19 protein-coding genes and 5 tRNA genes are annotated in these 20,533 nt (G+C 34.0%); 11 read left to right on the forward strand and 13 right to left on the reverse strand.

Annotated features, from left to right (window positions below; translation table 11 throughout):
• The first annotated feature begins 70 nt into the window (after nucleotides 1–70).
• The 7 genes from RVY88_RS01910 (at nucleotide 71) to RVY88_RS01940 (ending at nucleotide 7,201) form a co-directional block, all read left to right on the forward strand.
• A complete protein-coding gene (locus tag RVY88_RS01910) occupies nucleotides 71–652 on the forward strand; it encodes a hypothetical protein (protein ID WP_002850746.1) in 582 nt (193 codons plus the stop codon).
• Between the two features lie 72 nt (nucleotides 653–724).
• Nucleotides 725–2,068 carry a Cas10/Cmr2 second palm domain-containing protein gene (locus RVY88_RS01915; RefSeq protein WP_162167417.1) on the forward strand — a complete coding sequence of 448 codons (1,344 nt, stop codon included), beginning with the start codon at nucleotides 725–727 and terminating at the stop codon, nucleotides 2,066–2,068.
• Nucleotides 2,065–2,583, forward strand: coding sequence for an RAMP superfamily CRISPR-associated protein (locus RVY88_RS01920; RefSeq protein WP_065843680.1), 519 nt, complete (start codon nucleotides 2,065–2,067; stop codon nucleotides 2,581–2,583). The genes RVY88_RS01915 and RVY88_RS01920 overlap by 4 nt, the downstream gene beginning before the upstream one ends.
• Nucleotides 2,580–3,935: a hypothetical protein gene (locus tag RVY88_RS01925; protein ID WP_162167418.1), complete on the forward strand. Its 1,356-nt coding sequence runs from the start codon at nucleotides 2,580–2,582 to the stop codon at nucleotides 3,933–3,935. Before RVY88_RS01920 ends, RVY88_RS01925 begins: the two co-directional genes overlap by 4 nt.
• Nucleotides 3,925–5,265: an RAMP superfamily CRISPR-associated protein gene (locus tag RVY88_RS01930; protein ID WP_162167419.1), complete on the forward strand. Its 1,341-nt coding sequence runs from the start codon at nucleotides 3,925–3,927 to the stop codon at nucleotides 5,263–5,265. Before RVY88_RS01925 ends, RVY88_RS01930 begins: the two co-directional genes overlap by 11 nt.
• On the forward strand, nucleotides 5,262–5,699 hold the full coding sequence (locus tag RVY88_RS01935) for a TIGR04423 family type III CRISPR-associated protein (RefSeq protein ID WP_162167420.1): 438 nt from the start codon (nucleotides 5,262–5,264) through the stop codon (nucleotides 5,697–5,699). Before RVY88_RS01930 ends, RVY88_RS01935 begins: the two co-directional genes overlap by 4 nt.
• Nucleotides 5,696–7,201, forward strand: a complete 1,506-nt coding sequence (locus tag RVY88_RS01940; RefSeq protein ID WP_002850754.1) for a TIGR03986 family CRISPR-associated RAMP protein — start codon at nucleotides 5,696–5,698, stop codon at nucleotides 7,199–7,201. Before RVY88_RS01935 ends, RVY88_RS01940 begins: the two co-directional genes overlap by 4 nt.
• Before the next feature lie 329 nt (nucleotides 7,202–7,530).
• Here the strand turns inward: RVY88_RS01940 and RVY88_RS01945 are convergent.
• From RVY88_RS01945 to tig, 13 genes are all read right to left on the reverse strand, one after another.
• Nucleotides 7,531–7,615, reverse strand: a tRNA-Leu gene (locus RVY88_RS01945).
• A 10-nt stretch (nucleotides 7,616–7,625) separates the two neighbouring features.
• Nucleotides 7,626–7,702: transfer RNA gene (locus RVY88_RS01950), tRNA-Arg, on the reverse strand.
• A 54-nt stretch (nucleotides 7,703–7,756) separates the two neighbouring features.
• Nucleotides 7,757–7,833, reverse strand: a tRNA-Arg gene (locus tag RVY88_RS01955).
• A 24-nt stretch (nucleotides 7,834–7,857) separates the two neighbouring features.
• Nucleotides 7,858–7,934, reverse strand: a tRNA-His gene (locus RVY88_RS01960).
• A 4-nt stretch (nucleotides 7,935–7,938) separates the two neighbouring features.
• A tRNA-Pro gene (locus tag RVY88_RS01965) sits at nucleotides 7,939–8,016 on the reverse strand.
• Between the two features lie 119 nt (nucleotides 8,017–8,135).
• Nucleotides 8,136–8,855 (reverse strand): TerC family protein, encoded by a 720-nt coding sequence (locus RVY88_RS01970; protein ID WP_162167421.1) that lies wholly within the window; start codon nucleotides 8,853–8,855, stop codon nucleotides 8,136–8,138.
• On the reverse strand, nucleotides 8,848–9,435 hold the full coding sequence (gene purN / locus RVY88_RS01975) for a phosphoribosylglycinamide formyltransferase (protein WP_162167422.1): 588 nt from the start codon (nucleotides 9,433–9,435) through the stop codon (nucleotides 8,848–8,850). Before purN ends, RVY88_RS01970 begins: the two co-directional genes overlap by 8 nt.
• Nucleotides 9,426–10,811: an NAD(P)H-hydrate dehydratase gene (locus RVY88_RS01980; protein WP_162167423.1), complete on the reverse strand. Its 1,386-nt coding sequence runs from the start codon at nucleotides 10,809–10,811 to the stop codon at nucleotides 9,426–9,428. Before RVY88_RS01980 ends, purN begins: the two co-directional genes overlap by 10 nt.
• Complete coding sequence (locus RVY88_RS01985) at nucleotides 10,808–12,322, reverse strand: YifB family Mg chelatase-like AAA ATPase (RefSeq protein WP_162167424.1); 1,515 nt, start codon at nucleotides 12,320–12,322, stop codon at nucleotides 10,808–10,810. The genes RVY88_RS01980 and RVY88_RS01985 overlap by 4 nt, the downstream gene beginning before the upstream one ends.
• Entirely contained in the window at nucleotides 12,319–12,837 is a 519-nt protein-coding gene (def, locus tag RVY88_RS01990; RefSeq protein WP_002850762.1) for a peptide deformylase, read from the reverse strand. The genes RVY88_RS01985 and def overlap by 4 nt, the downstream gene beginning before the upstream one ends.
• Nucleotides 12,838–13,920, reverse strand: coding sequence for a GGDEF domain-containing protein (locus tag RVY88_RS01995; protein WP_052122006.1), 1,083 nt, complete (start codon nucleotides 13,918–13,920; stop codon nucleotides 12,838–12,840). It lies immediately after the preceding gene.
• Nucleotides 13,921–13,931: 11 nt separating this feature from the next.
• Nucleotides 13,932–14,522 carry an ATP-dependent Clp endopeptidase proteolytic subunit ClpP gene (gene clpP / locus RVY88_RS02000; RefSeq protein WP_002850769.1) on the reverse strand — a complete coding sequence of 197 codons (591 nt, stop codon included), beginning with the start codon at nucleotides 14,520–14,522 and terminating at the stop codon, nucleotides 13,932–13,934.
• Nucleotides 14,522–15,829, reverse strand: a complete 1,308-nt coding sequence (tig, locus tag RVY88_RS02005; RefSeq protein ID WP_038454267.1) for a trigger factor — start codon at nucleotides 15,827–15,829, stop codon at nucleotides 14,522–14,524. The genes clpP and tig overlap by 1 nt, the downstream gene beginning before the upstream one ends.
• Nucleotides 15,830–15,962: 133 nt before the next feature.
• On the opposite strand from tig, the gene folE reads away from it, so the two are divergent.
• The 4 genes from folE (at nucleotide 15,963) to RVY88_RS02025 (ending at nucleotide 20,261) form a co-directional block, all read left to right on the forward strand.
• Entirely contained in the window at nucleotides 15,963–16,550 is a 588-nt protein-coding gene (folE, locus tag RVY88_RS02010) for a GTP cyclohydrolase I FolE (RefSeq protein WP_002850772.1), read from the forward strand.
• Complete coding sequence (gene fliI, locus RVY88_RS02015) at nucleotides 16,547–17,851, forward strand: flagellar protein export ATPase FliI (protein WP_002850774.1); 1,305 nt, start codon at nucleotides 16,547–16,549, stop codon at nucleotides 17,849–17,851. Before folE ends, fliI begins: the two co-directional genes overlap by 4 nt.
• A 196-nt stretch (nucleotides 17,852–18,047) precedes the next feature.
• The gene (locus tag RVY88_RS02020; RefSeq protein ID WP_162167425.1) at nucleotides 18,048–19,238 is read left to right on the forward strand and encodes a NifS family cysteine desulfurase; all 1,191 of its coding nucleotides are present in this window, start codon (nucleotides 18,048–18,050) and stop codon (nucleotides 19,236–19,238) included.
• A 21-nt stretch (nucleotides 19,239–19,259) separates the two neighbouring features.
• Entirely contained in the window at nucleotides 19,260–20,261 is a 1,002-nt protein-coding gene (locus RVY88_RS02025; RefSeq protein WP_002850779.1) for an iron-sulfur cluster assembly scaffold protein NifU, read from the forward strand.
• The last annotated feature ends 272 nt before the right edge of the window (nucleotides 20,262–20,533 follow it).

Consider the following 20,533-nt stretch of genomic DNA (forward strand, 5'->3'; position numbering starts at 1 on the left):
AATAGTTAAATTTAAACATAAATTTATAAAAAACAAAATGTCATGGTTTTTTATAAAAAAGGAGGGTTGAATGGATAAAAATAGTTCTTGCAAATGCTTAAAAAATATTATAGATAAGTTCAAACGTCTAAGAAATATAGCTATTTTTTTAGTTGTAATCATTATAGGTTTGATTTCTATAACATTATATAAAGAATCCGTATTAACAGAATTGTATAGAGATCTTAATACGGTTTGCGGAGTTGCACTTGCTGTGATAGCTTTTATTGCTTATATTGAAATAAGCAAGGAACTAAAAGAAAGCAATCAAGAGATAGATATTTTTATTGAAAAAATAGATAAAAACGGAATCAAAAAGAAATTTAAACTACCTATAACGATTAAGCGAAAATATTTTACTAGAGCTGAACTACTTGGAATTCTAGGTGGATTTCACTCCAAACCACATTATTCTATACGATATACAACAAAAAAAGAATTTTTTGAAAATATAAAAAACGTACAAGACGTAAAAGAAAATAAAATAACAATTTTTGTAGATAGTAGCAAACCTACGATTGATAAAAGCGATGACGAACCTATAACAAATAAAGAAGGTAATGATAAATTCGACTGGGAACCAAATGACAGTAGTATGACAGAACTTTTGTAGCGATAATTTTAAAATCTTATATTATTTATCAAAACAATCAAAACTATACACATAAACAAATAAAGGATATAAATGTCAAAATATCTATATGGTGCTAGTATACAAGGTATTCAAGAGTTTATCTTCAAGACAAATAAACTAGCTCAGATAGTAGGAGCAAGTGAAATACTAAAGAGTATTCACGATGATTTTGAACAAAGCTATAGAGTAAATAATCACGAAATTTATCTGAATGCAGCAGGAAATATCAAAATTATCTTAAGCGATAAAAACGCACTAGAAAAAATCGTAAAAGAATTTCCAAAAAAAGTTATGCAAAAAGCGTACGGTATAAGCATTTCTCAAGCAGTCGTAGAAATAAATAACAATAATCCGACAACAAATGAGTTAAAACTCTTAGACGACAAGCTAAAAGCCGGCAGGAACAAAGCCGCTATACCGCTAGATATAAGATTTAGTATAATGGACTTTGTGAGAAATACCGCTAGACCCTCCGTGCCAAATGAAAAAAAGATTAGCAACACGGAAAAGATAGACAAAGGCTCTCTTCAAAAATATAAAAAAAGCGATAAAAATGAAATTTCAGCCATAAAAAATAAAAAAAATAAAATCGCAGTTATACATGCCGACGGAAACAATCTTGGAGATCTCATTCCTAATCTTGAAAATATCTCCGATTTTTCTAAAAATTTAAATAAAGCCATAAAAGAAGCTTTTGATATGGCAACAAAGACTATCAAAAAAGATAAATTTAGAGAGATAATCCTTGGCGGAGATGATATGACTATCATTTGTGATGCGGATTTTGCGCTTGATTTTACAAAAATATATCTAACTAAATTTGAAGAACTCACAACCAAATTTAAAAAATACCCCTTAACGGCTTGCGCCGGTATCGCATTTTGCAATGAAAAATTCCCATTTCATTACGCCATAAATTTAGCAGAAAGTTTATGTGGCGTAGCAAAAAATCATACCAAAAATCTAAATCCAAACGAACCCTCATCGTGCCTTATGTTTCATAACGTGCAAAGTTCAAATTTCCAGACTTGGGATAAATTTGTACAAGACGAACTCAGCGTAAAAAGTCAAAATATATCATTTGACTTTGGACCTTATTATCTAAATAAACAAAACCAGCCTAGTATAGAAAATTTGATAGAAGTATGCAGAAATTACGCTGATGAACGTAGTCCGATCTCCAGTCTTAGAGAATGGATAAGAGTGCTAGATAATAAATCTTACGCTGAGTTTATGCTAGATAGATCTTGGGCAGATAGAGAGTTTATATCAAAATTATTTGCAAATTTATCAAATAAACATCTTATTACAAAAAAAGATGGAAAAAACAAAACCCCCATCTATGATATATTGCAGATCCATGCAGTCACACAAAAGATAAAGGAGCGACTATGAACCTAAACTACCGACTAAAATTTTATGACTACTGGCATCTAAGCAGCGGTTTAAGCGGTGGCGCTAAATTTAATAGTATAGTTATTAAAGATAGCAACGGACTTCCTTTTGCTCCCGGTAAAACCATAAAAGGCTTGTTAAGAGAGATGGCAAATTTGATAGATCCTAACTTTACAAAAATCTGCTTTGGAGATAAAGAGCATATGGGGGAATGCTATTTTTCAAATGCGACTTTAGAGCAACAAGACACGGATTATATCATAGCAAATTCATTACAACCATATCTATATGATATAATCGCACAAACTAGTATAGATGATAATGGTAATGCAAAAGACGACTCATTAAGAGTGATAGAAGTTGTCATTCCATTAGAGTTGCAAGGCGAGATAAGAGATATACCAGATGAATTTGAAGATAAAATAAGAAAATCACTAAGAATGATAAAACAAATCGGATTAAACCGTAACCGCGGACTTGGTAGATGTGAGTTTTGTGTAGAGGGGCAAAAATGAAAGAGCTATTTTTTGAAGTAAAATTTTTAAGTGATATCGTATTGCCTGCAACCTCAAATACGGAAGGAAATATAAACTATCTTGATTTTATACCAGGAAGTAACTTTTTAGGTATGGTCGCTCAAAATTATGATAAATTTAGTGATAGTTTTGATCTGTTTTATAGTGGAAACATACGCTTTAACGATGCCCATATGGTCTATAACGGTAAAATAACATATAAAACGCCGTATTCGTTTTATCATAAAAAATTAGACAATAAAATCATATATAACAAACATATGATAAGCAAAGAAGAATCAAATAAGCTAGGTCAGCTTAAACAATTAAGAGTCGGATATATCACTGAAGATTTAGAGCAGGTATTAATAAGTCACTCATACTCGCAAAAATCATCATACGATACGCAACAAAGAAAAAGCAAAGATAGCGCAATGTTTGGTTATAAATCTCTTCCAAAAGGCTCAATATGGAGATTTTCGGTAAAACTAAAAAATGAGTGCAAAGATGAAAACTTGATTATATCTACATTACAAAACAGTTACAAGCTCGGCAAATCAAAGTCTGCCCAGTACGGACTAATAAAAATATCATACTTGCAAGACTATAAAAGTAATAATATAAAAACATTTAATGACTATGAAAATTATGATTTTTTATATGCAAATAGCCGCTTAGTACTCATAGACGACCATGGAAATCCAACATATGATTTGAGTTTTATCTGCAAAGATATAGACATTTGTTATGAAAAAACAAATATACGCAACTCGTCTTTTACGCCTTACAACGGGAAAAAAGCGCGTTTTGAGTCTGAGAGACTTTGTATAAATAAAGGAAGCGTCATAGCGGTCAAAAAACTTACGCCTGAGCAAACTTCTATTATAAAAAACGGTGTCGGAGCATATAAAAGTGAAGGCTTCGGAGATATAATCATAAATCCAAATTTTCTAAAAGAAAATGAACCTAAGCTAAAAAATACCGATAAAAGAGATAGCATAAAAGCAAAGACCGAACCCAAAACTTCTTTAACTAAATTTCTAAAAGCTAAACGCGAATCATCAGATACAAATTTAAAAATAGCAAATGAAGTATCTAAGCTTATAAATGAAAAATATTGTTATTTTAGCAGTATTTCATCATCTCAATGGGGAAATATCAGACAAATTTGTGATACAAGCGACGATGAAAATCTCCTTGCAAATATAGAAAATAGTATAAAAAATGGCATAAAAAAATGGAGTGATGAACAAGCAAAACAGCTTATAAACATTATTGAGTCTATACAAAAAGATAAGTGTAAATTTATAAAACTATTTGCTATGAAAATAAGGAGCAAAAATGGCAACTAAAAGGCATGTAGCACACGTAACGCTAGAAGCGCTCACGCCTCTAAAAGTAGGTTCACAATCAGTAGATTTTTTGCAAGATTCGCCAGTTCAAAAAGACTGGAATAACTTACCGATGATACTTGGCTCATCTATAGCAGGAGTTTTAAGGGTCAAATTTCAAGATAGAACAGATGACATATTTGGCAAAGAAAACGGCTCTAAAATCATAATCTCCAACGCTCTTTTGCTAGATAAAACAGCAAAAGTCTGTGAGACGCTACTTTTAGAAAAAGATGACTTTTTGAGTCTGTTTGAAAATTTACCACTTAGGGAGCATACCGCCATTAACGAAAAAGGCTTGGCGATAGATAGGTCTAAATTTAATGAAGAAGTAGTATTTAAAGGCTCTAAGTTTAAATTTGGTATCGAGTTAGTAGAAGATGATAAAGAGAGTTTTAATGATATTTTATCCTTGCTTATAGACGATGATTTTAGGCTTGGCGGAGGCTCGTCAAAGGGCTTTGGAGAGTTTGAAATAAAGCGTATTAGATACGGATATTTGGACGTGAGCGAGTATAGTAGTTCACTAAATTTTGAGCTAAAAAACGTATATTCAAACAAAACACAAGATCTTGAGCTAAAAAACGTATATCAAAAGCAAAGTCACACTGGTCAAAAGCTTACTAAGTACGAACTAAATATAACTCCGGATAATTTTTTTATGTTCGGCAGCGGCTTTGGAGACTCGGACGCCGATATGACTCCGGTTTTTGAACAAACCATATCATACGATACCAGCTCCATTTCAAATCCAAAAGTTCTTATAGCTGCAAGCAGCATAAAAGGTGCTTTACTTCATAGAACATTGTACCATATATGCAAATTAGAAGGCATCACGGTGGATAAGAGTTTGGAAGAGGCTTTAAGAGAAGCAAAAAAAAGAAAAGATATAAAAGACTTAAAAGATCTTGTCGTTCCGCTTTTCGGCGAGGCAAAAAATACGGATAAAAAGGGCAAAAAAGGCAATATTTTAATGAGCGATTGTTTTAAAGCAAACGACACTCAAACAAAGATTTTTGACCATGTGGCCATAGATAGATTCACGGGCGGAGCGATGGACGGGATGTTATTTCAAGAAAAAACTATCGCAAAAGACAAGGACTCTTACCTCATCAAAATCAGTATCAAAAATGAGCAAAACATAGGTGAAAATCTCATTAAAGCCTTTGAAAATGCTCTTTTAGACGTGACTTTAGGACGTTTGCCACTTGGTGGGGCTACTACAAAAGGTCATGGTATATTTAGCGGAAAAGTTTTGAAAAACGGTACTGAGCTAAAGGAGAGTAAATGAACGAATTTAAAACCCAAAAAGATATACAAAACTATATAAACTCACTAAAAAGTTGCGTTGGCTACTTGCAAATTAGCAATGAAGATCTAAAAGAGCATAAACAAGATAGAATTTGGAAGCAAAAAAGCGATATAAATGTGGATTTTAGTAGTATAAAAGGATTTATTTATGAGGCTCACTTTTTTGATGAGACGCTCAACAAATCCATAGCTATAAGACAGATAAACAGTACTTGGCTAGTAGATGAAACGAATTTATCAGATAAAGATATACAAAGCGACGATGAGCAAATTTATATAAGCGATATAGATGATTTACTAGTAAAAACGGTCCAAATTTGGCAAGAACGCTCAGATGAATTTTGCTTGAATTTAGCAACACTTAAGTTGCAAAAAGTAGTATTTGCCGGCTTTGGACATAAGGAGAAAAAATGATAACCACACTATATAATTTTGTTCCGCTAAATGAGCAAATATTTTATCCAGACTGGGCTGATAATGTTAGCCACGATATACCATTTAGCGACGCCCAAAGCGGAGAGATAGATATAACTATCACCGCTAAAAGCCCGATTTTTATCAAAAATCATGCATCTAAAGATAATAAGGAAGCGTTGGAGTTTTGTCATCACATAAATGAAAACGGTGAAAAAGAGTATTATATACCAAGTAGTAGCGTAAAAGGCATGATAAGAAACGTTCTAGAGATCATGAGTTTTGGGAAGATAAAAATCGATAGTAAATTTAATGGCGTATTAATCGTAAGAGATATGACGAATAATTCACTTATAGGAAAAGCAAACAAATGTGGATTTTTAGTAAAAATAGACGGAAATACTAAGCTCCTAGATTGTGGCAATATCATAACTATATCGCATAAAGATTTAGAAAAAAATTATCCGGAGCTCAAATCCCTAAAAACTGCGAAAGATAAATATACGAAATACTATTTATTAAATAAGGTTAAATTTACGACCAAAAAGGAAAAATCCCGTACAGTAGCATTATTATCAAATGATAACAAAAACGCTCAGAGCGGTCAATTAGTTTTTACCGGAGACATTCACCATGAATTCATATTTAAAGATAGCGGTAAATATATAGAAGTTACGGATGATGCTAATAAAAAATTTTTAAAAGTTTATAATAACAACAAATCCATAGACGGAAAATATATCATCAAAGAATTTAAGGAAAAAATACCGGTATTTTTCGTAGAAAAAGGCGGCAAAATCGAAGCTATCGGTATAACTCAGCTATTTAAACTAGCTTATAACAAAACTATAGCTGACGCTGCCAAACAAACAGATTATAAAGAAGACAAGCTAGATCTTAGTGAAACTATATTCGGCACGGTTATAAACTCAAAAAAAGCTCTAAAAGGGAGAGTCTATTTTTCTCATTTTAAAGCTATTCCGCCGTATAACTTTGCTACAAAGGCAGAGGTAATATTAGGTACTCCAAATCCAAATTATATACAACAAACCAAAAAAGCAAATCCATATATCACGCTGATAAATGAAGATGCTAAGATATCGGGCTGGAAAAGATATCCGCTTCATAATGAACTTATGAAACCAAGCTTACCGAACGACAATCAAGATGTTCGTACGACTTTTACTCCCTTAAATCAAAATACGGTATTTAAAGGCAAGCTCAAATTTCATAATCTCAGACCAGTAGAGATCGGAGCCTTGATTAGCGCTATAACGTTTCATAACCGAAGCGATGTTTGTATGCACAATATCGGTATGGCAAAGGCTTTAGGATACGGTAAAATAGATATAAAATTAGGGCTTCAAAATCTCAAATTTGATAAAAAAGAGTACTTAAAAAGATTTGAAGAGCTTATGACTAATTTTCAGCTAAACTGGGAGAACTCGGATCAGCTTACCGAGTTATTTGATATGGCAAGCACTAATACAAAAAACAAATAAGCAACTAGCCTATCAACTTTTGGAAAACCCAAATCCAAACTACTTTAAAGATAAGTCAAAGACGGAAACAAATGACTTTATTTTTGCAAAAAAGACAAAAAAATATCTAAAGACATACTCGCAAAATAATGATTTAGTTTAAAATAGCATAAAAAGCAAAATATATATCTTAAAAACCCAACCTTAAGCACATCAAAAACTTAAGAACCTTGATAAGTCTTTGATAAAATCCTCAAAGACTTATAGCTTAAAAATATTAATTAATAAATTTAGTAGAATTTGAATTAAATATATTAGATGATTTGAAAAGAATTTGATAAAAAATTGAATGGTGCGGACGAGAGGACTTGAACCTCCACACCGTAAGGCACCAGATCCTAAGTCTGGCGTGTCTGCCAATTTCACCACGTCCGCATAAAATAAATGGTACGCCCAAGAGGATTCGAACCTCTGGCCTACGGCTTAGAAGGCCGTTGCTCTATCCAGCTGAGCTATGAGCGCATAGCTAAAAATAAATAACAAAAAAGCTGCAAAAACTCAGCATCTAACTTAAAATGGCGCGCCCGATAGGGGTCGAACCCATAACCTACAGATCCGAAGTCTGTCGCTCTATCCAATTGAGCTACGAGCGCAACTTGAAATCCATCGATCTAAAATGGGGTGAGTGATGGGAATCGAACCCACGACCCTCAGGACCACAATCTGATGCTCTAACCGACTGAGCTACACTCACCAAATGGTCGGGGTGAAAGGATTCGAACCTTCGGCCCCTTGGTCCCAAACCAAGTGCGCTAACCAGACTGCGCTACACCCCGAAGCATGAGTCTCACTACTTCAAACTAAGAGTTAGAATTATATCTACTTTTTTATACATTGTCAATTAAAACAATCTTAAAAACTGAATTTAGCTTAAAATAAAGCCAAATTCATATAATTACTTAGAATGCTTCCTTTTTGCGTACAAATTTATCATCTCAACCGCGAGAGAAAATGCCATCGCAAAGTATATATATCCTTTTGGAATATGAAATTTAAATCCCTCTCCTACAAGCGCTATTCCTATCATTATAAGAAAAGCCAAAGCAAGAACTTTTATAGTTGGATTATTATCTACGAAACGACTTATAGATCCGCTAGCAAGCAGCATAACCAAAACAGCCAATATCACAGCTATAATCATGATTTCTATATGATCGGCCATCCCAACAGCGGTTATAACGCTATCTAATGAAAATACGATATCCAAAATGCCTATTTGGACTATGGTAGCAAAGAAATTAGAAGCACCTTTTGCTTTTAAGCTATCTTCCTCGTTTTCTCCGGTTGCATGAGAGTGAAGCTCTAAAGTGGATTTTGCTATCAAAAACAGACCTCCGGCTATCAACACGAGATCTCTTCCTGAAATTTCATAATCAAATAAGCTAAACAAAGGAGTTGTAAGCTTCATGATCCAAAATAAGCTCAAAAGCAATAAAATTCTAGTCACCATAGCAAGTCCAAGCCCTAAAACTCTAGCTCTATCTCTTTGATGAGTAGGAAGTTTGCCACACAAAATGGCTATAAAAATTATATTATCTATACCTAAAACTATTTCCAAACTAGTTAGTGTAAGTAAGCTTATCCAAGCCTCCGGAGAGTAAATCCACTCAAGCATTATTTTCCTTGTTTGTTAAAATATTTATGATCGTTTTTGGTAAAATTTCGTGTTCTATCTTGTGAATGGTCTCTTCCCACTCTTCAAAAGTTTTCGAGTTTCTTTGAAATGTCTCTTGAGCTATGATTTTACCACCGTCTAGCTCTTCGCTGACAGAATGAACGCTCACTCCGCCGACAGCCATATCGCTATCAAAGCTCTCTTTTATGGCATGAGCGCCTTTAAAAAGCGGTAAAATGCTCGGATGAAGATTAATTGCTTTTATTTTTGAAGTAAAAACATGAGTTAAAATCCTCATAAAACCGGCTAAAACAGTCAAATCTATCTCGTTTTTTTCTATCTCTTTAACCAAAGCCGCATCAAATTCCTCTCTTGAGATAAACTTAGAACTATCGATAATAAGAGTTTTAAGCCCGAATTTTTTAGCTCTCTCTATCCCATAAGCGTCAGTTTTGTTGCAAATGAGTAGTTTTGCGACTATTTTTACATCTCCAAAAACTTTTCCGTGCACTTTTTCTAGTATCGCTTCTAAATTTGAACCGCTACCGCTAAACAATATAGCTATATTTTTTACAACCATTTAAGTCCTTCTATAATGTCATTTGGCGTGAAACTATAATCGTTTGCTTTGTAATTTTGCGCCGTTTTTTGATGAGCTAAAACTCCACTTATCGCTGAGTCAAGCGGGCTAAAACCTTGAGCCAAAAATCCAAGAAGTATTCCGCAAAGTGCGTCGCCGCTTCCTGCTACTGCTAAACTCGGGGTGCCTAAATTTGATATGTAAAGTACGCCGTTTTTGGCTATAATGGCGTTTGCTCCTTTTAAAACCAAAACGCAAGAAAAGGTTTTAGAAAATTCTCTAGACAGCTCAAAGCGGCTTCTTTGCACATCTTCTATACTGAAATTTCCAAATCCGGCTATATTTAAAAGACTAGCAAACTCTTTTGGATGAGGAGTTAAAATGGCGTCATCTTTAACCGTAAAACTCAAAATTTCTTTTTTATAAAACATATCTGCATCGACCACGCAAGGTCTAGTCGATATCTCGTTTATATCAAATTTAGCTTCTCCAAGCCCCATTCCAACAGCGACCGCGTCCGCTCCTTTGAAACTATTTTTTTGCATGATCTCTTCATCTAAATTTATATTTTGTCCATTTAAATTTACAACACTAACTCTACCGGAGCCCATTTTTAGCGCAGCTTTAGCACAAATTTTAGCAGCTCCGCTTAACTCGCCGCAAGCCACGAAAGCATGGCCGAAATCGCCCTTATTTGTATTTAAAATCTCTCGACTAGGAAGCCTAAGATCGTCAAACTCAAGTAAAAAATCGCTACTAGAACTTGAAAATTTACTTTCGCAAATACCTAAATTCGAGCATACTATTTCACCTACAAAATCTTTTGCAGCGTCGCTATAAAGTCCTAGTTTTCTCGCACCCATAGTTACGGTAAAATCGGCATTAAAGCAGGCCCCTAAAATGCGTCCGTTTTTTTCAAGTCCGCTTGGAAAGTCGATCGCTATCTTAAGAGAGGAAGTATTATTTATCAAATTTAACATTTGCACGATTTTTTCGTCCAAATTTTTATTTAGTCCACTACCGAATATCCCGTCAATTACGCAATCCACTCTATCCAAACTCAAATTTTCACACATTTTTACGCCGATTTGCTTAGCTATTTTTAGTTGAGTTTTGCAATTTTCATTTAAATTTGAAGTGGTGAAAAACAGTTCGCACTCATAATCCCCCTCAAGCATTCTAGCAGCTGCTATAGCGTCGCTTGCATTGTTTCCGCCTCCGCAAACAACAAGGATTTTTGAGCCTATTTTCAAATTTACCCTTACTAAATTTGCTACACTAAGAGCTGCATTTTCTTGTAAAATAAGCTCATTTAAACCATAATTTAAAATGCAATTTTTATCAAATTTATCACTGCTTATAAATAATTTTTTCACATTTTCATCCTATAACTGAGACTCTCAAGCATATGAACTTTACTAATATTTTCTTTACCCTCAAGATCGGCTATAGTTCTAGCAACTTTTAGCGTTTTATTGATACCTCGTTGACTCAAATGATAATTAACAATCGCTTTATTTAAAGTAATCTTAGCATCTTTATCGCATTGACAAAACTTAGCAATCTCCGCATCTTTTAACTTTCCGTTTAGCTCACTCTGACCGCGTACAATCTGTTTTTTAAAAGCTTCTAAAACCATACGATGCATATCTTCGCTGCTAAGACTTGGTTTATCTTCGCTGTTTATTTCACCCATTGCAACATAGACATCTATCCTATCAAGAAGAGCTTTTGAGATCATACTTTGATATCTTGCTATATCTTTGTCGCTACATCTGCAGTTGTTAAATTTACTAAAAGCATTTCCGCAAGGGCAAGGATTCATAGCCGCAACAAATAAAAACTTAGTTTCATAACTAGTTTTTGAATTTACGCGAGAGATGTTGATTTTATTATCTTCTAACGGTTCTCTTAAGCTTTCAAGTACCTGTTTACCGAAATGCGGAAACTCATCAAAAAATAAAACTCCGCCATTTGCTAAAGCAACTTCACCTATCTTTGCCATACCGCTTCCACCGCCAAAAATAGAGCTTCTCGTGCTTGTATGGTGTGGACTGCGAAATGCTCTTAAAGAGCTAAAATCACAATTATTTGAGTTTAAAGACTGATACGCACTAGCTAAAAGTATCTCACTCAAACTCTGCGGCGGAAGAATATAAGCAAGGCGCTTTGCGCTCATAGATTTTCCACACCCTGGGCTTCCTTCAAAAAGTATATTATGCATACCTGCGGCACTGATAATGCAAGCCCTTTTGGCTCTTTCTTGACCTTTTATATCCTTAAAATCTAGTTCGTAATTAAAATTCGGAACAAATTTTTTATCGTTTATTTCTATAACATTTTCAAAAAGAGGATGAGACGATACTATTTTGCAGCTTTGTTTAAACTCTTCATTTAAGAAAAAATCTCTAGCTTCGTTTAAATTTGAAACCGTAAAAACGGTTAAATTCGGTATCATTGCAGCTTTTAGCGCGATATCTTTGGGAAGTAAAACATTTGCACTTTTAGTCTTTACGCTAAGAAATAAGAGCACAGAAAATAGCTCGGCACTGCTCTTTAAACTACCATCTAAAATAAGTTCTCCAAATACGAAAAAATCACTATCAAATTTCTCTTTTTGCAACAAAATAAGAAGCGCTATAGGTAGATCAAAGTGCGAGCCGTCTTTTTTAACATCGCTAGGGCTTAAGTTTATGACGATTTTCATAGCAGGTAGATTAAAGTCTTTTATGACCCCAAGTGCAGATCTCACTCTAGTCACAGACTCTTTTATGGTAGTACTTGCAAGACCGACTATATCAAATCCAGGAAGCGCTCTAAGAAAAGTAGATTCTATATCTATGATATGTAATTTACTGCCTAAACAAGCACTTTTTAGAGATTTCATATCGGTTTTAACTTTGATTTTTTCTTGTACTCTTTATCAAATTTTTTGCGTTTGTTAAATCCAATTTTTTCTATAAAAAGATGTCCGTCTAAATGATCGTTTTCATGCTGAATAGCCACAGACAAAAGTCCATCTGCTTCTAGCTCTTTTAAATTTCCAAATCTATCTTGAAACTGTATTTTAATATCTTTAGCACGTTTCACATCTTCATAGTACCCAGGTACGCTAAGGCAGCCTTCTTGATATACGATTTCACCGTCTTTGGATATAAATTTTGGATTGATTATCTCTAAAAGATCATTTTTATCTTGCACTTCATCTTCGTTTATTAAATTTATTATAAAAACTCTAATTGGTTTACCGACTTGTATAGCAGCTAACCCTATGCCGTTTTTTGCTATCATTGTATCATACATATCATCTAAAAACTTTGCTAGCTCATTATCAAATTTGACAACGTCTGCGCTTTTTTCAAAAAGTCTTTTATCAGGATAGGTAATTACATCTAAAATCATCTAATTTCCTTCTATAACCTCATAAAGCTTAGCTCTTTTTCCGCTTTTTGCTAATCCATCAAGGGCTTTTGAAAGTGTCTCTTCTACGCTATGTTTTAAATTTAACGCCGCTACAGATATCTCTATATCCATATCTATCTCATCTTCGGCTATAAAAAATGTAGTTTGGTAGAGCATTTGGCCTACTCTATCGCACGCTTTTTTAGCGCCTTCTATATCCGTATGTTTCATTATCATACCAAAATATCCATCACCATAATGCGCTACGACATCGCTTCTTCTTGAAGTTTTTAGCAAAATTTTAGCTATATTTCTTAGTATTCCGTTTTTGTCTTTCAAACTAGGTATGTTGTTTAAAACACTGTCTTTTACATGTATCAGCATAACACTTACATTGTAGTTATATCTTTTTACATGATCAAACTCGTCTTCTAATACTTTTAAGAAATATTTTTTATTATACACTCCAAATTTAGAATCATAAATAGACTGCTCTTCTACGTTTTTGAATATACGATTTACATCTTCATAGCTATTTTTAATAACATCTAAATGTCTCTCCATAAGAGTATTTAGCTTATCTAATTCGTCGCTAAATGACTTTATAGCAGCTTGCACCTCAAGCGGATTTGCATTTGCCTTTGTCTCTTCTAGTCTTTTTTTGACTATACCTTTCATAATAACTAAATTTTTATATATAAGAGTGATGACTTGAAGCATATTTTTAATCTGACCAAAACCTAATTTGATCTCTTTTTCGATCAAAGCCTGCTTCTCTAATACGTCATCTTTATCATAATCTATAAGCTCTAAAACTTTTTTTTGAAATGACGAGGACTTAGACTCTAAAAGTTTTCTAAAATATATATCAAAATTTTCAGGAGTTGCTTGGATATTGTCATCGCTTAACTGTTTTAAAACAGTCTGTGAGAATTTATTTAAATCAACGGCTACTTCATCGTTTTTATCTGAATTTTTTACTTTTACCGCTTCTTCGCGACTTCTCTCAGCAACAGACTTAGTGATCTGATTTTGTTGAACTATATTTGGCGAAACATCTTTATCATCTCTTAACTTAACCACTAAAACCTCACTTATTTAAAGCTTTTCTCCAAGACATTATCTATAAGTCCATACTCAGCTGCTTCATGGGCACTCATAAAAAAGTCTCTATCCGTATCTTTAGCTATTTTAGCAAGTTTTTGACCTGTATTTTTAGCTAAAGTGCTATTTAATACCTCTTTTAAGCGTAAAATTTCTTTCGCTTGAATTTCTATATCGGTTGCTTGACCTCTAGCACCGCCTAAAGGCTGATGGATCATTATACGCGAGTTTGGAAGAGCGTAACGCTTTCCTTTTGTTCCGCAACTAAGTAAAAAAGCGCCCATACTAGCAGCTTGTCCTATACAAATAGTGCAAACATCTGGTTTTATATAATTCATAGTATCATATATACTAAATCCGCTCGTTACGACTCCGCCTGGGCTATTTATATATAGATATATATCTTTGTCCGGATCTTCAGCTTCTAAAAATAGCATTTGAGCCACTATGGCGCTTGCCATTGCATCTTCTATCTCACCGCTTAGCATTATAATACGATCTTTTAAAAGGCGAGAATATATATCGTAACTTCTCTCGCCTTTGCTAGTTCTTTCAACTACGTAAGGGATATAATAACTCATTATTCGCCCTTATCTTCTTTATTACCACTTTTAAATAAATTATTAAATAACTTCTCTTCTATCATAGCCATTTTAACTGCTGGAAGCATGCCTTGTTTTTTGTAGCTTTCTAAATGCTCTTTTGGGTCAATTCCATATCTATAGGCTTCAAAATATACCGCCTGTAAAAGCTCATTATCGCTCACGGTAATACCTTTTTGCTTTGCTAATTCATCTATGATAAATGTAAGCTGAACGCTTTTTATAGCTTCATTTTTATAAGTTTCTCTCTGTTTTTTAAGAGCTTCTTTATCTTCGCGGAATTTTTTCATCTCATCTTCACTAAAATTTCCCCAAGCACTTCTAAATTGCATATCAATCTCTTGCTCTACTATATTATTAGGTAGATCAAATTTAAATTTTTCTACTGCTTTATCTGCAAATTTAGGCTTCAAATCCTCATTTAAAAGTTTTTGGAATTTATCTGCTCTGATCTGCTCTTTGATTCTATCTTCTAGTTGCTCGGCAGTTGGATTTTCTTCATTAGGCATTAGTTTTTTAAGAGTTTCTTCATCTAATTTTCCAGCTTTTTTACCTTGAATCTCGTGTAATTTTACTTTAAAAACAGCAGATTTTCCGGCAAGATGAGCAGCACCGTACTCCGCAGGAAAAGTAACATTTACATCTTTTTGTTCGCCTACTTTTAAACCTAACATACCATCTTCAAATCCCGGTATAAACTGTCCGCTTCCTATCTCAAGAAGATAGCCTTCGGCTTTCCCGCCCTCAAAAGCTTCGCCATCTACAAATCCTTCAAAATCAAATTTAGCAAAATCACCTTTTTCTAAACTCTCTTTTTCAACTTTCTCAAGAGGAGCTATCATTTTCAAAAACTCATTTATCTTCTCTTCGATCTCTTTTTTGGTAACTTTAGGAGTTGTATACTCAGGAATAATCTCCTCATAACCATCAACTTTAACTTCTGGTTTGAACGAAATTTCAAGCTCAATATCTATATTTCCGTCTTTTTCATCAAATTTAAGTATCATAGGCTCACCGATTATATCGCTAGATTTTTTAGCGATCAATTTTAAGCTCTCGTTTACTATATCTCTAAATATTTCACTTTTAGCATCATTTTCTAAGTCTTTTCCGTATCTTTTTAACACTTGCGCAACCGGAACTTTTCCTTTTCTAAAACCATCAATTTTTATATTTTTAGCAGCTTTCTTGGCTAAATTTTCAACCTTGGCGTTAAGCTCACTTGCTTTAACTTCAGTTTGCGCAGCAGCATTTGCTGTGTTTAAAAGTTTTGCTTTAACTTCCATTATTTTCCTTTTATTATGATAAAAAATTATCTCGCAATATATCAAATTTTTGCTTTATTTAAGTATAAATTAGTAAATTTATTACTATAAAAGTCAAAATATTGTAAAATCGCAAAAATTTTTAAGGTGATTAATGTTTGATCAAAATAGAAAAATCGAATTTGAAAAATGCGTTAAAACAATGCTGGAAATTTTAGGCGAAAATCCAGATAGAGAAGGACTTTTAAATACTCCAAAAAGAGTTGCAAAAGCTTATGAATTCATTACAAGCGGATATTGGCAAGATCCAAAAGATGTTCTGAATGACGCAATGTTTGATAGCAGCAACAATGAAATGGTTTTGCTAAAAGATATCGAGTTTTACAGTATTTGCGAGCATCATTTGCTTCCTATTATCGGTAGAGCTCACGTCGCTTATATACCAGACGGAAAAGTTGTAGGACTTAGCAAAATTCCAAGAATGGTAAATATATATGCAAGACGTCTGCAAATTCAAGAGCAAATGACAGAGCAAATCGCTCAAGCTCTTCAAGATGCAATAAGTCCAAAAGGCGTTGGAGTAGTAGTCGAAGCAAGACATATGTGCATAGAGATGCGAGGAGTAGAAAAGATAAACTCTACAACGACGACATCGGCTTTAAGAGGGATATTTATAAAAAATGCGGAAACTAGAAAAGAGTTTTTTGATCTTATTAATTCTCCAAAATCGGTGAAATTTTGAGCTTAGAAAATATTAAAAGTAAACTTAGCAAGAGTAAAAGCTTATCTAGCATATTCGGTATCATTACAAAAATCACTACAAATAATATGGAGATAACAGGGCTTCGTCCGAGTATAGGTGATATCGTACGAATAATAAGCATAGATGGCAATAAAAATGAGCTTGGTATGGTAACTGGATTAAATCAAACAGGAGCTAGCGTAAGTCCTTTTGGATTTGTAGAAGGATTTAAAATAGGAGACCGAGTGTATGCTAGTGATCAAGGTATGAGCATACCAGTAGGCGAGTCACTTTTGGGTAGAGTAGTAGATCCATTTATGAATCCAAAAGACTCTAAAGGTGCCATAGAAGCTACGACTTACGTTCCGATAATGCAGATGCCTATTCCTGCTATGAAAAGAGGACTTATAAATGAGCCTTTTAGCGTCGGAGTAAAAACTATAGATGGACTTTTAACCTGCGGCAAAGGTCAAAAATTAGGGATTTTTGCAGGAAGCGGAGTTGGGAAATCAACTCTAATGGGAATGATTGTAAAAAACTCCGTAGCGCCAATAAAAGTTGTAGCTCTTATCGGCGAACGCGGACGTGAAGTACCTGAGTTTATAGAAAAAAACTTAAATGGCGATCTATCAAATACCGTTATAATAGTAGCGACAAGCGACGATAGTCCTCTTATGAGAAAATATGGAGCATTTTGTGCTATGAGCGTAGCAGAATATTTTAAAAGTAGCGGAAGAGACGTACTATTTATAATGGACAGCGTTACTAGATTTGCTATGGCTCAAAGAGAAATCGGACTTGCTTTAGGAGAACCTCCTACAAGCAAAGGCTATCCGCCAAGCGTATTAACTATACTTCCACAACTTATGGAAAGAGCGGGAAAAGAGGAAGGAAAAGGCAGCATAACCGCGTTTTTTACTGTTTTGGTTGAAGGAGACGATATGAGCGATCCTATAGCAGATCAAAGCAGAAGCATACTTGATGGACATATCGTATTAAGCAGAGAATTGACTGATTTTGGAATTTATCCGCCTATAAATATCTTAAACTCTGCAAGTCGTGTTATGGGAGATGTAACTTCAAAAGAACATAGAGCTAATGCTTCTAAATTTAAAAGACTATTTTCCATGCTCAAAGAAAACGAAGTATTGATAAGAATAGGAGCATATCAAAAAGGTATAGACAAAGAATTAGACAGCGCGATATCGAAAAAAGGATTTATGGAAGAATTTATGAAACAAAATCCTACAGAAGGTTTTAAATTTGAAGATACGATTAAAATGCTTGAAGGGATAAAATAACGCTCTATAAGGCAACTCAGGCATTGTAAATTTAGATATTTTGATAGTAGATATCAAGTATAAATAATTTTTATAATTTTTGTTTTCATTTACTAAATTTTAAAGCAAAATTTATAAAAATTGTTATATCATTCAGAAATAAAAGATAAAATTTATCCTAATTAAATTTAGGATGAATTATTAAGAAAGGCTAAATTTGAAAGTTTATTTAGATAATAACGCAACAACTATGGTAGATCCTGAAGCTTTGGAGCTTATGCTACCGTTTTTAGGCGAAAAATTTGGTAATCCAAACTCACTTCACTCATATGGAAGTCAAACTCATCCGGCCTTAAGAACTGCTATGGATCAACTCTATGCAGGCATAAACGCAAAAGATAGCGATGATATCATAGTTACTAGCTGCGCAACCGAGAGCAATAACTGGGTTTTAAAAGGTATTTATATAGATAAAATATTAAAAGGGGACAAAAAACGTATAGTAACGACTACGGTAGAACATCCTGCCATAGGTGCAACTTGCTCGTTTTTAGAAAATCTTGGCGTAGAAATTACAAGATTAGATGTAAATAGCGAAGGCGTAATTACCCCTGATGATTTAAAAAAAGTTATGGGAAAAGATGTAGCTTTAGTCACAGTAATGTGGGCAAATAACGAAACAGGTATGATATTTCCTATCAAAGAGCTTGCTAAAATAGCTCATGAATATGGAGCTCTTTTTCATACGGACGCAGTTCAAGCAATAGGAAAAATAGCAGTTGACGTACAAGATGCAAACGTGGATTTTCTAAGCTTTTCAGCACATAAATTTCATGGGCCCAAAGGAGTTGGAGGACTATTTATAAAAAATAGTATGCAGTTAACAAGTTTGCTCCACGGCGGTGAGCATATGGGCGGTAGAAGAAGCGGAACTCTAAATGTGGCCGGCATAGTAGCCATGGGAAAAGCTCTCGAAAATGCAAATAAATTTTTAAAATACGAAGAGAGCCACGTAAGAAGATTAAGAGATAAATTAGAAGACGCTCTTTTAGAAATTCCTGAAGTTACGGTTGTAGGCAAAAAAGATAGCAGAGTACCAAATACAATCCTAGCCTCTATAAAAGGAGTGGAAGGAGAAGCTATGCTATGGGATTTAAATCAAGCAGGTATCGCAGCAAGTACTGGTTCGGCATGTGCTAGCGAGGATCTTGAGAGCAATCCTATAATGGAAGCTATAGGAGCAGATAGCGAACTAGCTCATACGGCTCTTAGACTCTCATTATCTAGATTTAACACTGAAGAGCAGATTGATTACGCTATAGACAAGATAAAAAACGCTGTGCATAGATTAAGAAGTATTTCTAGTAGCTATGCTTACGCACCAGAGTGGCACAAATCTGGATTATAAATCAAATTTAGGAAAGAAAAGATGGCTAAAAGTAACTTAATAAGCGGAAATATATGGGAAGAGTATTCACAAAAGGTGCAAGATGCAATGAATCATCCAAAAAATATGGGTGAAATCACGGAAGAACAAGCAAATGCGATGGGCTGTGAGCTCATCATAGCAGATCACGGAGCTGAAAGTTGCGGAGACGCCGTTAGATTATATTGGGCTGTGGAAAAAAACACGGACATTATAAAAGACGCTAAATTTAAAAGTTTTGGTTGCGGAACAGCTATAGCTTCTAGTGATTATATGGCTGAACTTTGCAAAGGAAAAACAGTAGATGAAGCCGTTAAAATAACAAATATAGATGTTGAAAAAGCTATGCGCGATGATCCGGAAATTCCAGCTGTCCCGCCACAAAAAATGCACTGCTCAGTAATGGCGTACGATGTTATAAAAGCCGCTGCGGCTAGCTATAAAGGCGTAGATCCAGAACATTTTGAAGATGAAATAATCGTCTGTGAATGCGCCAGAGTAAGTCTTGGAACTATAAAAGAAGTTATCAAGCTAAATGATCTAAAAACAGTAGAAGATATAACTAAATACACAAAAGCAGGTGCGTTTTGTAAGTCATGTATCAAGCCCGGCGGTCACGAAAAAAGAGAGTATTACCTAGTCGATATTTTAGCCGAAACAAGAGCGGAAATGGAAGCTGAGAGACTAAGAGCCGTAGCTGATGCTAAAATAAGCGGAAGCGGACTTGATAGCGATCTTAGTTTTGAAGAGCTAACAGTTGTAAAACAGTTAAAAGCCGTAGAAGCTGTGATCGATGAAAATATACGTCCGATGCTTGTTATGGATGGCGGAAATATGGAAATTTTGGATATTAAAAAAGAAGATGCGGACGGTAAAATAGATATTTATATCAGATATCTCGGGGCTTGCAGCGGTTGCGCAAGCGGAGCTACAGGAACTCTATACGCGATAGAAAATATCTTGCAAGAAAATCTTAGTCCAAATATCAGAGTACTTCCGGTCTGATAAGTTTTAAATTTATAAAACAATACATACTTATAAACAATAGTTTAAGGCTAATTTAAGTCTTAAACTATTTATATTAACCTATACTAATTAAAAACCTATTTCATAATATAAAATTTAATAAACTAAATAATACTATTTTTTAGTTTAAATTATATAATAAATTTAAAAATTAAATAAATATTGAATGATAATAAATAATTTCTTTTTATTTATTTAATAAAGAATTTACAAGTAAAGATATATATTTTAAGCTTATTTAAAAGATAGAT

Origin of the sequence: Campylobacter sp. TJR-1 (assembly GCF_032840035.1) — a bacterium.
GTDB lineage: Bacteria > Campylobacterota > Campylobacteria > Campylobacterales > Campylobacteraceae > Campylobacter > Campylobacter fetus.

Bases quoted from the DNA above. Each gene is read 5' to 3' on its own strand.
- RVY88_RS01910 (WP_002850746.1), top strand. From the start codon at position 71: ATGGATAAAAATAGTTCTTGCAAATGCTTAAAAAATATTATAGATAAG.
- RVY88_RS01915 (WP_162167417.1), top strand. From the start codon at position 725: ATGTCAAAATATCTATATGGTGCTAGTATACAAGGTATTCAAGAGTTT.
- RVY88_RS01920 (WP_065843680.1), top strand. From the start codon at position 2,065: ATGAACCTAAACTACCGACTAAAATTTTATGACTACTGGCATCTAAGC.
- RVY88_RS01925 (WP_162167418.1), top strand. From the start codon at position 2,580: ATGAAAGAGCTATTTTTTGAAGTAAAATTTTTAAGTGATATCGTATTG.
- RVY88_RS01930 (WP_162167419.1), top strand. From the start codon at position 3,925: ATGGCAACTAAAAGGCATGTAGCACACGTAACGCTAGAAGCGCTCACG.
- RVY88_RS01935 (WP_162167420.1), top strand. From the start codon at position 5,262: ATGAACGAATTTAAAACCCAAAAAGATATACAAAACTATATAAACTCA.
- RVY88_RS01940 (WP_002850754.1), top strand. From the start codon at position 5,696: ATGATAACCACACTATATAATTTTGTTCCGCTAAATGAGCAAATATTT.
- RVY88_RS01970 (WP_162167421.1), bottom strand. From the start codon at position 8,855: ATGCTTGAGTGGATTTACTCTCCGGAGGCTTGGATAAGCTTACTTACA.
- purN (WP_162167422.1), bottom strand. From the start codon at position 9,435: ATGGTTGTAAAAAATATAGCTATATTGTTTAGCGGTAGCGGTTCAAAT.
- RVY88_RS01985 (WP_162167424.1), bottom strand. From the start codon at position 12,322: ATGAAATCTCTAAAAAGTGCTTGTTTAGGCAGTAAATTACATATCATA.
- def (WP_002850762.1), bottom strand. From the start codon at position 12,837: ATGATTTTAGATGTAATTACCTATCCTGATAAAAGACTTTTTGAAAAA.
- clpP (WP_002850769.1), bottom strand. From the start codon at position 14,522: ATGAGTTATTATATCCCTTACGTAGTTGAAAGAACTAGCAAAGGCGAG.
- tig (WP_038454267.1), bottom strand. From the start codon at position 15,829: ATGGAAGTTAAAGCAAAACTTTTAAACACAGCAAATGCTGCTGCGCAA.
- folE (WP_002850772.1), top strand. From the start codon at position 15,963: ATGTTTGATCAAAATAGAAAAATCGAATTTGAAAAATGCGTTAAAACA.
- RVY88_RS02025 (WP_002850779.1), top strand. From the start codon at position 19,260: ATGGCTAAAAGTAACTTAATAAGCGGAAATATATGGGAAGAGTATTCA.